Genomic DNA, 13,256 nt, shown 5'->3' on the forward strand with positions numbered 1-13,256 from the left:
TGTCAACAGAAATTTTCGTAAAAAATGAAACTTCAGAATTTTAAGCACCTACTGACATCGGTTTACATATATGAAACATCGATTCCACTAATAACATCGTTCGATACGTTCCCGAATATTGTACACGTCCATCGTTCATTAACATTTGCAATCGTACATTTCCATTCACCAATTGTTCTATATCCTTTTCATCTAAGCAAATGATTTGTTCCGTTCCTCTTTCCTCATGTACCAGCTCTATATAATCTCTTGAAATTTGTAACGAACAACTTTCATCTCCAAAACGAAAATTAACAGTTTTTTCCTCTTGTCTTAAAAGCGGTTCTAAATGATATTGACCATTAGCGTAATTTACAAATGATTGAAGCAAAGAATATAATCTCATCCTAAATCACATCCTTCATATCACTTTCTATTACATACCATTCCCTCTCACTAAAGAGCAATCCTGTTATTTTCGCTCGACAAATACTGTATCCACCCTGCATCTCGACATATTTCCCAAGAAATATGTCGAGGCGGCAAAAATTTTGCCGCCTACTTTAATTCCGTATATAAATATTCAACCGAATGAAATGCGTATATCTTCTTCATCAGTGTCCCATTTTCAAAAACAAGTAAACAAGGTACACTTTCAATCCCATACTCTTTCGCTAAATACGGAGCATAATTTAAATCTAACATCCCAATTTTGAGGCCTTCAATTGTCATCTCAACGACTGTTAACATCTTTTTTGCTAATTGGCATGTTCCACACATTGGAGTATATACATATAATACTGTTTTTTCTTCGTTCTCTATTAGGGCTGTAGCTTCGGCTCCTGTCCAATCAATCACTTCTATCATTCCTTACCGTAAATATTCTGTATAAACGTCAATGTCGGCTCCCCATAATACATTTGCTAAGTGTGTAGATGGCGCAGTTGCCACTTCTCGGTACGAGCGATCAATATAGATATGCTCGGCTTGCGGAAATTCTTTTCGAAATTGTTTCCTTAACTTTTCTCCAGCATCATCAGCATCCACTAGCACATACACTTCCTTATCAAAAAACTGATCAACGAGCTCATCCATTTTCGACAAACCAATTGTACCATTTGTACAAACAATTTCCACCGGTTCACGAATAATAGATTCAATCTTTCTTCTATCTGATGTACCTTCTACAATAATGACTTTTTCTACATAAATCATATGTCATCACCCGATCACCATATACTATATAACATTGAACTTAGTATATAGTATATTCGTTATTTTCATGTTGTTTCCTGTTTATTTTTGCAAAAGAAAAGCGGAAGCGGCTTGCTCAGAACAAGAGGACATTGGAACTCCTAAACTAGAGACGCCTTTTGCCTCAAGTGAAGGAGTGAAATGACCGACTGTTCTAGCCGCTGGAGCTGGATCACAAAGAAAAGCGGAAGCGGATCATTCAGATTGTGAGGGGGATGGAGCTTCTGACGTAAAGGCGCTTTTGGCCTTGCAGGAAGAAGCGAAGCCACCGAACAATCTAGCCGCTAGAGCTGGATCATAAAGAAAAGCAGAACCGACTGTTTAGCCCTGTTGGCTAAGGTTCTTTCGTACAGAAGACGCTTTTTGTCTTCTTCGTACGGAAGGTTCTTAGACATGAAGGGCTAGGAGGTGGAGCTGGACAATGAAAAGCACAAGCGGCTCTTTCAGAACAGGAGGGCACCCGAACTCCTTCACTTGAGGCGCCTTTTGCCTCAAGTGAAGGAGTGAAATGACCGACTGTTCTAGCCGCTGGAGCTGGACAATGAAAAGCGCAAGCGGCTCGTTTAGATTGTGAAGACTTATGAAACCTTACCACAAAACAGTTTTTCTCATAATAGCTTATTTATTTACATATAACTTGAATTTCATTATTTCACACAAAATAAAAAAGGACAGCACAAAGGCTGTCCTTTAGTCGACTATAATTAGTCTTGGTTTGTCATTTCTGCATATTTTTCTGCAGTTAATAACTTCTCAACTTGGCTTGCATCAGAAAGTTCAACTTTAACCATCCATGCACCCTCGTATGGAGATTCGTTAACAAGTTCTGGTTGGTCACTTAATTCTTCGTTTACTGCTACAACTTTACCGCTTACAGGTGCGTATAACTCAGAAACTGTTTTAACAGATTCTACGCTTCCGAATGGCTCGTCAGCTTCGATTGTTGCACCTACTTCAGGAAGTTCAACGAATACGATATCGCCTAGCTCACCTTGTGCAAAGTGAGTGATACCGATAACAACTTCATTACCTTCAGTTTTTACCCATTCGTGTTCTTCAGAGTAACGTAAATTATTTGGAATGCTCATGACTGTACCTCCAGTGAATGTATTAATTATGTAAAAATACCTTATTGGTACTTTTTCCACACACTTTCAAACTGCTCTTCGTTAAAACCAAGTGTTACATTCGTTCCATCTGTTACAATTGGACGTTTAATCAACATGCCATCCGATGCTAAAAGCTCATACATTTCGTCTTCGCTTGCATCTTTCAACTTATCTTTTAGACCAAGTTCACGGTAACGCATTCCACTTGTATTAAAGAATTTTTTTAATGGTAATTCACTTTTTTCATGTAAATTACGTAAATCTTCTTTTGATGGTGGATTTTCAACAATATGAATCATCTCATATGCTACATCGTTTGCCTCAAACCATTTCTTTGCCTTTTGACATGTGCCACACTTTGGATATGAATAAAATGTTACTGTCATAAATTCACCTACTTTTTTACTAACCTTTACCTTTATCATATAGAAAACGTTTTATTATTTCAAACCATTATTCGCTAAACTTTTACTTATTTCGTGATAATTTTTAATAATCCTGCGAATTTTTCTTATTTTTCCGCCATTTGTTAAGAAAAAAATAAATATATAAATTTTTTAGATTCTGCACCAAACATATATCTTAAACAAGCGTTTGATTAATTCTCCATTTTTCTTTCTTAACCTTTGAACTACAGGAGTTTCTTCCTACCGAACATACAGCTTAAACAAACGTTTGATTAATTCTCCATTTCTCTTTGTTAACCCTTGAGTTACATCGGTTTCTTCCTACCGAACATACAGCTTAAACAAACGTTTATTTTAAAAAATAAGAAGCCTCTTTTACAGGCTCCTTCATCATCTATTCAAATAATCTGCAATTGTTTGAAATACTACGATATACATATTATGAATACTTTCTTCTGTGTTTCCACCATTTGATAAACCAATTGCCCATTGTTGCCCTTCACCACTTCCGATATTCGCAAAACCTTGCGTATACATCGCATTTACATCTTTTCGTGCACTGTTATACTCTATCCCTTTTGTAATAAAAATTGAATATGATTTATCTTGTAAACCGATAAAAAACACTGGTTTCTTTAGCGATGAAAATACATTTTTATACTGCTCTGTTGAGGCTTCTTGAAAGTGATCTTTCATTATTAGAAAACCATCCACTTCCTTAGATTTCTTTTCCAGTGCCTCTAACTTCATTTCCTCAAACTTTACATTCCTAAACGTATCTTTCGGCTTTTCTCCAACAACTCCAATTACGAGTGCTCTTCCGTTATATTCTAATTTCTCTCCTTCTTTATCCTTTGCACACCCAGCACCGACTAGGCATATCAATATAAAAAATAAGAAATACGATAAACGCTTCATTTAGCACCCTTCCCTTCTTTTTAGTCAAGTGACAAAAACGTAAGGTTAATTCAAGAAAATGTAAGTAAAATCGATAGCCCAATTCACGTTTCTATATTATAATCAATTGAATTTACTTACATTACTAAACATAGGAGATCAACATGAAGAAATTTAAACTTTCATCTTTTCTTCCGTTAAGTTATATACTTCTACTCGTACTCGTAAGTCCCCTTTACGACGTATTAAATAAATCGACTGTTCACGCAGTAGACGTTACAACTGTAGTAGATGATTGGATTCCATTTGTAAAAGCATTTATTATTCCTTATTTACTTTGGTTTCCATACTTATACGGCGCACTTATTTATTACTGCTTTGCAGACCGAAAGCAATATTATGTCACTTTAAGTAGTATTATTTTTGGAAAGCTTGCTTGTTTTTCTATTTATTATTTTTGGCAAACAACTGTACCGCGTCCGACTGTCGTTGGGACAGATGTATTTTCTGAACTAGTTCGCTATATTTATAGTATCGATCAACCTGTAAACTGTTTCCCTAGCATTCACGTTCTTACTACATTTGTAATTATGTTAGCTGCCTTTAAGCGTAGAGAACAGCATGCTTGTGAATATTACATCCTTACTTTCTTCGGTACACTTATTATTTTATCAACGCTATTTACGAAGCAGCATGCCTTTGTAGATGCCGTTTCTGGAATGACGCTTGCAAGTATACTTTACTTCGGCGTTCAGCTCTTATTGGCCAAAGAACCGATAAGAGTTCCAGTAAAACAAAATCATAGAATGTAGCATGACAAAAAAGCAGACTGTGGCTTCTCAGTCTGCTTTTATCTATTAGTAAGGAGATTTTCAACTTAAGATTGCGGTACAGTCATATCACCAGAGTGAATACGACCTGCTTTTTTAAGAGCAATGTAAAGTATATAAGAAACAGCTACTGGAATGACGATATAAGTAATTACCATCGCCGGGAGAACTTCCCACCCTTGGCTGGAAATTAAATTAATTGGTGCGATAAGAGAACTTAATCCAAGACCTGCAATTTCCTTTCCTGCTTCCAGTTGGAAAATTAATGCTGATACTGGACCGACTATAGCACTGGCGACGACAGTTGGAACGAGAATCATTGGGTTTTTAGTGATATTTGGCAACTGTACTTTCGGAGTACAAAGTGCTTGAGCTAATATGCCACCTAAATTGTTTTCTTTCGCTGAGATGACAGAGAATCCGATAAACTGAGCGACGCATCCGGCAAGAGCAGCACCACCTGCAACACCGTCTAAGCTAAGTGCAATTGCTAACGCAGCTGATGAAGCTGGAGAGATAAGTAATAGTCCCCAAACTACTGCAATGACGATAGAAGCAATAAACGGACTACCAGCTGAGCTATCTTTAATAAACGCTCCAACTGCATTTAAAACAGGAGTAATATTATGAGATAACCAAATACCAACTAAACCAGAACCTAATATTGCTGCAAATGGAACGAGCATCATATCTAACGCAGTTTTTCCGCTTAAACGTTTACCAATATATACAGCTAAAGTTGCTGTTAATAATGCACCGATTGGCTCACCTGTTTTAATAATTAGACCAGCTTCAGTAATTGAAATGGATCCGGCACCAATTGCTCCGGCTACCATCGCCGAGAAGATTACAAGACCGTTTGCACCGAGCATAAAAGCAATGCCGGCACCAATCGCCGGTGCCATAAGGGATTTTGCAACAACTCCGATTGTAATAAGTAATGGTATATCAACAATTCTTCCTATATTTTCGATCAGTAAACCAATTCCGAGGGATACGAAAATACCTTGTGCGATTCCAGCAGATGCTTTAAATACACGAGACATTATATATTCCTTCATTCGTTTCACCTTCTTCTATAAGTTAGTAACCAATTGTTTTCATATAATCACGTAAAATATCGTTTGATTTTGCGAATCGAGATTCTTCATCCTCTGTTAAATTGAGTTCTACAACTTCTCTTATACCGTCTCTAGTAATAATAGCAGGTACTCCTGTACAAATATCATATTCACCGTACTCACCATCTAAAATGGCTGATACAGCAATAACACGGTGATCATCATTAAAGATTGAACTCGCAATATATGCTAGAGAATTTCCAATTCCGTAATAAGTAGTACCTTTTCGTTTATAAATTTCCCAGCCAGCTTTTGCAGTCTTCTCAACAATTTCATCTAAATCTATTTCACCAAATCGTTCTTTTTGTTCTTCTAAAATTTGCAGAACTGGCTTTCCACCAACAGTTACATGAGACCAAGCAACCATTTGAGAATCACCATGTTCTCCTAATGAATACCCATGGATACTACGAGGGTCTACATGTAGCATTTCAGATAAAATTGTTCTTAAGCGAGAAGAATCTAATGATGTACCAGTACCGATTACGCGATTTCTAGGTAATCCAGATAATTTCCACACTTCATATGTAATAATATCAACTGGGTTCGATGCAAGTAAGAAAATACCATCAAATCCACTTTCCATTACGCCGCCAACAACACTTTCCATAATCTTCGCACTCGCTCCTAAAGTATCTAAGCGACTTTGTCCAGGTTTTGGTGCTGGCCCTGCTGTAATAATAACAATGTCCATATCTTTGCAGTCTTCATAGCTTCCTGCATATACTTTTGTTCTTGTATTTGTAAAGTTAATGCAATGTGATAAATCCATCGCTTCCCCAACTGCACGTTCATGATTTATATCAATTAATAATAGTTCTTCGCAAATTCCTTGATTTACAATGGAATACGCACAACTTGATCCAACTAATCCAGTACCGATAATTGCAATTTTTCTTGTATGTCTTTTCATAGCAATCTCTCCTAATTGATCATATAATCTATTTCTTTTGCTCTTTACACTCCTAATTATAGAGGTTCCCACGATAGAAACCATGGATACTTTGTGAAATATTGAACAAAGTATTTGTCCTTTTTGTGAATTGTTATATTCCATTTTCGTCATATTTGTTACAACTGGAAAAATATTTATTTTATATTTATTGACATGCTCAAAACAAAAAACGAGCGACTTCATTCGCCCGTTTTTTGTCATCCCGTTATTCCGCACTTAATTGACTTTTTAATTGCTGCACAATCATTGGATTAGCAGGTGCTGCCGGTTTGTAATAACTTTTTTGCTTTGCGTACTCATACATATTACGTTGGCGCATCTCATCTTGATTACGAATTTGAATTAACGTTTGATGTAACTGCTCATTATCAGACTGAGCAATATAATTTGCATAGCTTGTTAAACTTGCATTTAATCCTGCTAAATAATCATTTACCATATCTTTTTCATTCATTTTCCGCTTCCTCCTATCCTAGGAAAGTCATTAATTGCTGTTTCGTATTTCGTGCATCTTGCGCATCCTTTTGTAACATTTGTTTCAATTGTGGATCTGTACACGTTTGTGCATACTGCTCCAACTTGTTAATAATTGTTGCGTGTCCACCAATTAAATGACGTAAGTTTTCTACTTCAAGCTCTGTTAAATTTTGCATGGAATACTCCTACCTTTCTTTATTCGTTCACTGTTAGTATTTAGCTATTTTTTGATTGTATACATGAATTAACTTTTTCACGTGCATACAAAATAAAAGATGAATAGCTAAGCCATTCATCTTTTATACTGGTTATGTATTTATTTTTATAGAGATACAATCATACTTATACTCACAAGTAAGTTCCATACAATGTGTAAAATAATACTAGGTATAATAGATTGCGTCTTTTTGTATAACATTGCAAATACCATTCCCATAATCGTTGCTGTAATTAGAAGACCTCCATGAAGAATTCCAAAAATGAAGGAAGAAATAATGATACTAACTAAAAAATTATATTTCTTTTCTAAAAATCGATATAAAATACCTCGAAATAGAATTTCTTCTTTAACCGGCGTAATGATAGCAATACTTAACACATATATAATACTTTGTATGTTATTTTGAAGTCCTAAACCTCCTAATTGTTCCTTTTGTTCTGCTGCACTTTCAAAACTAAACACATGTAACATTAAATATTGTGATACTGCAATGATAATAAAACCAATTAATAGATATAAATATGTCTTCCCATTCTTCAAAACGGATACATCCCAAATGTATTTAATAAAATGAAGAACTGGTTTATAAGCTAATAAAACGATAGCAACAACAATTGCATCGAATAAGAGTAAGTAATATCCTTCTAATTTAGTACTTAATGCTTCTTCTCCATAAATCTCAAAGGCTAAACCAAGAAATAATCCTCCTAGGAGTGAAATCCCTATAATCATTGCTATCATTACAAATAGATTTTTATATGTTATATTCTCGATTTTTCTTTCCACACTATACGCTTCTAACACTGTTTTACCCACAGTATCCCTCCAGTTATTCTCATTTATCTCATTAAAATCCTTTAATTTAAATATAAATATAAATATAATATAACGAATTTTACAAAAAGAATAATATGCAATTTTACATATTATGAAAACTTTATATTTTATAGTTTTAGGAATAGAATTGCTATGCAATAATTATTATATGAAATTTCAAAAAATACTCCCTATCCACTATAACCCTCGCATCATATAAAACTTATTAGTTAAAGGAGCAATGAACATGAAAACACATGACTTCCTTACAGAAATCCAGAAGGGCTCTGAGCCTAGTCCATATCAAGATCCTATTGCTTTTATTTTCGTTTGCCTTTCCGTAGCTATATACACATTTTTCAAACCTGCTAAATAATATCATGTAATGAGAAAAAGCCTATCGCTCTTTTCGAATCATATGCACTAAAAAACCTTAGAATCACTTCTAAGGTTTTTGTTTGTCTCGCTTCTTATTCACGTAATCCTTTAATAAACGTTTCCAATAATACATGTAAACTTGTATCCAGATCTAACGGCAAACCAAATCCGCCTTGCTGTTCAATCGAAGCAAATCCATGACAAATACTTCTGAATCCGCGTGTCGCATGAAGTGCATTCTCTCCTTCTAAGCCATACTGTTGTAATACTTGAAGACAAAGCTTTACAATTCCGTCACCTGCTTTTCTTACTTCTTCATCTCGTAAAAAAGTTGCTTCATATAGTCCAGGATGTTTTCGGACAAATGCTACATACGCTTCTCCTAATGCATGAATTGCTTCATCCATACGTTTATCCTCGGCCGCTTCTTCCAGTTTGTTATGCAGCTGTTTTATTCCGTAAATACCAAGATTTTTCCGTACATCTTGTAACCCTTTTACATGATTATATAGTGAGGGCGAACGTATCCCTAACCTTTGCGCTAATGAAGCTAATGTCACTTCTTGTATTCCATTTGCATCTGCAATTTCTGCAGCTGTTTCTACAATTTTCTGTAATGTAAGTCCGATTCTCGGTGACATAAATTAACCCTCTTTCTTACTTTCTATATTCCGTTTCGCTTCCTTAATAGCAAGCTCTATGACAGTGCCTGGATTCTTTATCATTTTCCCATGTCCTGCCGCAAGCAAGGAAGGCTCATATTCGCTTAACTTCTCTGCACTTTGTACTGATATTTCTTTACTCCACGTTGCCATCGCAGGAAACGGAAACCAAAATTTCATTTGTCCCGAAACAGCCATACCTCCTCTTGTTTGAAATGCATCCCCAACAATAAGAGCTTTATTTCGTACATCAAGAAACGACATGGATCCTGGCGTATGTCCCGGTGTCATAATCGCAAGAAGCGATCCAACTCGGTCGCCATCTTCTAATAAAACATCAGGTACCGTTTTTACCTTTTTAGGTACACCGCCTTTTATCGGTATATTTGGTTCATCCTTTTGTAACGTCGTATCTCCTTCTAACAGCTTTGCGTCCCGCTTAGAAATATAGACTGGAACATGAGGGAGTACTTCCTTTAATGCGTCTAATGCACCTATGTGATCATCATGCGCATGTGTTAATACAATCTTAGTAACTGGTTCTCCTATTTTCTCAGCCGCCTGTAAAATACTTTTTGCGCTATATGGCAAAGCCGCATCAATTAAAGTTAAACCATCTTCTTCCTCCACAAAGTAACAATTCACAGGAAACACTCTTGGCAAAAATGACAATTGATATACCGTTTGTTCATGTATCATTCTCATATTTCCATCTCCCTTTTCACGAAAACTAATACTATTAGTTTTATTATACTAATGTCATTAGTTTTATGTCACTAAAAATTTCATTTTTTCCAAAAAAAAAGAAAAGCAGCCGTTTATACGACTACTTTTCTGTACAGCTATTAAACTGTGTAACGCTCATCTTCTAAAATTTTCGCAGCGATTTCACGTTTCTTCGGAATTACGTTAAGTGGTGTGTGGCGAGTTAATTTACGTAATGATGATAACATCATGCGCAGCATGTCGCCGTTTTCAACTGCGATAAGTGTTTCTTTCGCATCTGCTTCAATTTCGTTGAATGCTTCTTGGCAGAATACTTCAGTGTATAACACTTTTTGTTTATTCTTTTCAAGACCAGTTGTTTTAATTGCTTTTTCTGTACGAAGAACAGCTGACTCCATTGCGTATAGGTTGCTTACGATGTCAGCGATATTCACAAGAATTTCTTGCTCTTTATCTAATGCTTTACCGTATTTTTGAGCTGCTAATCCAGCTACCATTAAGCCGATTTTCTTCGCGTTACTTACTAAATATTTTTGAAGTGCTAATGGCTCATCGCCCACTTCTTCTGGCATCATCATCATTAACTCTTCTTGTAATTTTTGTGCTTTTTGAAGAAGTGGTAATTCACCTTTCATCGCTTTACGTAAGAACGTACCTGGTACGATTAGGCGGTTAATTTCGTTCGTTCCTTCAAAAATACGGTTAATACGAGAATCACGGTACATTCTTTCAATCTCGTATTCTGCCATAAATCCGTAACCACCGTGAATTTGAACACCTTCATCTACTGTATAGTCTAATACTTCAGAACCGAATACTTTGTTTAAAGAGCACTCGATTGCATATTCAGCGATAGAAGCTGCTACTGCTTTACCGTCTTTTACTTCTTCTTCAGATAATGTGCTCATGCGGCTTTCGAATAAACCTACTGTACGATATACAGAGCTTTCAGCTGCATATGTTTTTGCTGCCATATTCGCAAGTTTCTCTTGAATTAATGGGAAGCGAGCGATTGGTTGTTTGAACTGTTGACGTTGGTTTGCATATTGTGCTGAAATTTCTACTGCACGTTTCGCCGATCCAACTGTACCAACACCTAATTTATAACGACCGATATTTAAAATGTTGAATGCGATAATATGACCTTTACCGATTTCACCTAGTAAGTTTTCTTTCGGTACTAACGCATCTTCTAAAATTAACGTACGAGTTGAAGAACATTTAATACCCATTTTCTTTTCTTCTGGGCTTGTAGATACGCCAGCGTAGTCTTTCTCTACAATAAATGCTGAGAAGTGCTCGCCATCTATTTTTGCATATACAACGAATACGTCAGCGAATGCAGAGTTTGTAATCCATTGTTTTTCACCGTTTAATACGTAATGTGTACCTTCTGCATTTAAACGTGCAGTTGTTTTTGCGCCTAATGCGTCAGATCCTGAACCTGGCTCTGTTAATGCGTATGCAGCTAATTTTTCACCAGTTGCAAGTAATGGTAAATACTTTTTCTTTTGCTCTTCGTTACCGAATAATACGATTGGTAAAGATCCGATACCTACGTGAGCACCGTGAGTAATTGCAAAACCACCAGCGCGAGAGAATTTCTCTGCGATTAACGCTGAGCTTACTTTATCAAGACCAATTCCGCCGTACTCTTCTGGTACGTCAGCGCCTAATAAACCAAGTTCTCCAGCTTCTTTTAAAAGACGAACTGAACGATCAAACTCATGTTGCTCTAAATATTCAAGCTCTGGAAGAACTTCATTTACGATAAAGTCCTCTGTCGTTTTAGCAATCATTTTATGCTCAGATGAAAAATCTTCTGGCGTAAACACTTGATCAATCGTAATCTCATCTACTAAAAAGCTACCGCCTTTAACCGCATTTCCTACTGTTTTTTCCATGAAAATTTCCTCCTTCATATTTTCATGAGCCGCTTCTCTCTTTTTGAAAGAAGCTGGCTCTCCCTTTTGTTTTTATAAACCTTTGTTGCTTCCATTCTTTTTTTATAATCCAGTTTCAGTGGCTAGAACAGTCGGTCGTTTCACCCCTTCCTTTGAGGCAAAAAGCGCCTCTTCGTCAGGGCTTCCAACGCCCTCCTGTTCTGAGCAAGCCACTTCCACTTTTTTTATAGTCCAGTTCCAGCGGCTAGAATGTTCGGTGGCTTCGCTTCTTCCTACGAGGCAAAGAGCGCCTCTACGTCTGAAGCTCCATCCCCCTCACATTCTGAACAAGCCGATTCCACTTTTTTTATAGTAATTCAAATACTCCCGCTGCTCCCATTCCGCCGCCGATACACATTGTTACGATACCGAATTGTTCGTTGCGGCGTTTCATTTCGTGAATAAGAGATAGTGTTAGTTTTGCTCCTGTACAGCCAAGTGGATGTCCAAGTGCGATTGCACCACCGTTTACGTTTACTTTTTCTTCATCTAAACCAAGTTCACGAATAACTTGGATTGATTGTGAAGCGAATGCTTCATTTAGTTCGAATAGGCCGATATCAGATAGCTCTAAACCAGCTAGTTTTAACGCTTTCGGAATTGCAGCGATTGGACCGATTCCCATTACTTCTGGTGGTACGCCAGCTACTGCAAATGAACGGAATTTAGCAAGTGGCTTCATACCATCACTTACTGCTTTTTCACGATCCATCAATAATACAGATGCTGCACCATCACTCATTTGTGAAGAGTTACCAGCTGTTACAGAACCGCGAACGTTAAATGCTGGACGTAATTTCCCTAAAATGTCTAGCGTTGTCTCTGCTCTTACACCTTCGTCTTGTGCGAAAGTGATTGTTTCTTCTTGAAGTTTATTGTTTGATCCAACCGAGCGTAACGTCACATCTACAGGTACTGTTTCATCAGCAAAGTTTCCTGCCGCTAATGCTTTCGCAGCACGTTGATGGCTTCTTACTGCAAATGCATCTTGCTCTTCACGAGAAATTCCATATTTCACAGCAACTTGCTCTGCTGTATGTCCCATACCCATATAATATTCTGGAGCCGCTTCTACAAGGCGACTATTCGGACGAACAACGTGTCCCATCATTGGAACTAAACTCATTGATTCTGCTCCGCCTGATAATACAGCTTCAGAGTGACCAAGCATAATACGCTCTGCTCCGTAAGCGATACTTTGTAAACCTGAAGAACAGTAACGGTTAATCGTAATAGCTGGAACATCGTAAGAAAGTCCTGCTAATCCGCCGATATTACGAGCCATATTTAAACCTTGCTCTGCTTCTGGCATCGCACAACCGAAAATTAAATCATCGATTGGTCCTTCATAATTCGCACGCTTTAACGTTTCCTTTACTACTAACGCCCCTAGATCGTCAGGACGAACTGTTTTTAATGAACCCCTCTTTGCTTTTCCAATTGGTGTTCTTGCTCCCGCAACAATGACAGCTTCTCTCATGA

The 13,256-nt window shown here is 36.9% G+C and carries 16 protein-coding genes; 1 reads left to right on the plus strand and 15 read right to left on the minus strand.

Translation table 11 applies throughout. From position 1 onward, the window contains the following. Positions 1-40 precede the first annotated feature (40 nt). From MKY21_RS25080 to MKY21_RS25105, 6 genes are all read right to left on the minus strand, one after another. Positions 41-385 carry a hypothetical protein gene (locus MKY21_RS25080; protein ID WP_001242139.1) on the minus strand — a complete coding sequence of 115 codons (345 nt, stop codon included), beginning with the start codon at positions 383-385 and terminating at the stop codon, positions 41-43. A 152-nt stretch (positions 386-537) separates the two neighbouring features. Next, on the minus strand, positions 538-846 hold the full coding sequence (locus MKY21_RS25085) for a thioredoxin family protein (RefSeq protein WP_002062684.1): 309 nt from the start codon (positions 844-846) through the stop codon (positions 538-540). Positions 847-849: 3 nt separating this feature from the next. Further along, complete coding sequence (locus MKY21_RS25090; protein ID WP_000640870.1) at positions 850-1,194, minus strand: toprim domain-containing protein; 345 nt, start codon at positions 1,192-1,194, stop codon at positions 850-852. Positions 1,195-1,937: 743 nt separating this feature from the next. Beyond that, positions 1,938-2,321 carry a glycine cleavage system protein GcvH gene (gene gcvH, locus MKY21_RS25095; protein WP_000026896.1) on the minus strand — a complete coding sequence of 128 codons (384 nt, stop codon included), beginning with the start codon at positions 2,319-2,321 and terminating at the stop codon, positions 1,938-1,940. 41 nt (positions 2,322-2,362) lie between these two features. Next, entirely contained in the window at positions 2,363-2,728 is a 366-nt protein-coding gene (locus MKY21_RS25100; RefSeq protein ID WP_000218968.1) for an arsenate reductase family protein, read from the minus strand. Positions 2,729-3,139: 411 nt separating this feature from the next. Next, positions 3,140-3,667, minus strand: coding sequence for a hypothetical protein (locus MKY21_RS25105; protein WP_000826876.1), 528 nt, complete (start codon positions 3,665-3,667; stop codon positions 3,140-3,142). 143 nt (positions 3,668-3,810) lie between these two features. Here MKY21_RS25105 and MKY21_RS25110 point away from each other — a divergent pair, with 143 nt between their 5' ends. Continuing rightward, on the plus strand, positions 3,811-4,458 hold the full coding sequence (locus MKY21_RS25110; protein WP_000713761.1) for a phosphatase PAP2 family protein: 648 nt from the start codon (positions 3,811-3,813) through the stop codon (positions 4,456-4,458). A 65-nt stretch (positions 4,459-4,523) separates the two neighbouring features. Here the strand turns inward: MKY21_RS25110 and MKY21_RS25115 are convergent, their stop codons facing one another. The 9 genes from MKY21_RS25115 to MKY21_RS25155 all read right to left on the minus strand — a co-directional run bounded on the left by MKY21_RS25115 (position 4,524) and on the right by MKY21_RS25155 (position 13,254). Continuing rightward, positions 4,524-5,537, minus strand: a complete 1,014-nt coding sequence (locus MKY21_RS25115; protein ID WP_000666172.1) for a PTS transporter subunit IIC — start codon at positions 5,535-5,537, stop codon at positions 4,524-4,526. 22 nt (positions 5,538-5,559) lie between these two features. After that, entirely contained in the window at positions 5,560-6,510 is a 951-nt protein-coding gene (locus MKY21_RS25120; protein ID WP_000820652.1) for an L-lactate dehydrogenase, read from the minus strand. 247 nt (positions 6,511-6,757) lie between these two features. Next, on the minus strand, positions 6,758-7,006 hold the full coding sequence (locus MKY21_RS25125; protein WP_001002987.1) for a spore coat protein: 249 nt from the start codon (positions 7,004-7,006) through the stop codon (positions 6,758-6,760). A gap of 13 nt (positions 7,007-7,019) precedes the next feature. After that, entirely contained in the window at positions 7,020-7,205 is a 186-nt protein-coding gene (locus MKY21_RS25130; protein ID WP_001180555.1) for a hypothetical protein, read from the minus strand. Between the two features lie 146 nt (positions 7,206-7,351). Then, positions 7,352-8,065: a CPBP family intramembrane glutamic endopeptidase gene (locus MKY21_RS25135; RefSeq protein ID WP_000520912.1), complete on the minus strand. Its 714-nt coding sequence runs from the start codon at positions 8,063-8,065 to the stop codon at positions 7,352-7,354. Positions 8,066-8,535: 470 nt separating this feature from the next. Continuing rightward, complete coding sequence (locus tag MKY21_RS25140) at positions 8,536-9,084, minus strand: TetR/AcrR family transcriptional regulator (protein WP_000074923.1); 549 nt, start codon at positions 9,082-9,084, stop codon at positions 8,536-8,538. Positions 9,085-9,087: 3 nt separating this feature from the next. Then, entirely contained in the window at positions 9,088-9,810 is a 723-nt protein-coding gene (locus MKY21_RS25145; RefSeq protein ID WP_341077594.1) for an MBL fold metallo-hydrolase, read from the minus strand. A gap of 140 nt (positions 9,811-9,950) precedes the next feature. Beyond that, positions 9,951-11,735: an acyl-CoA dehydrogenase family protein gene (locus MKY21_RS25150; protein ID WP_000416290.1), complete on the minus strand. Its 1,785-nt coding sequence runs from the start codon at positions 11,733-11,735 to the stop codon at positions 9,951-9,953. Positions 11,736-12,081: 346 nt separating this feature from the next. Continuing rightward, on the minus strand, positions 12,082-13,254 hold the full coding sequence (locus MKY21_RS25155; protein ID WP_001206324.1) for an acetyl-CoA C-acetyltransferase: 1,173 nt from the start codon (positions 13,252-13,254) through the stop codon (positions 12,082-12,084). Positions 13,255-13,256 lie beyond the last annotated feature (2 nt).

This window comes from Bacillus sp. FSL R9-9497 (assembly GCF_038005805.1).
GTDB classification, from domain to species: domain Bacteria; phylum Bacillota; class Bacilli; order Bacillales; family Bacillaceae_G; genus Bacillus_A; species Bacillus_A cereus.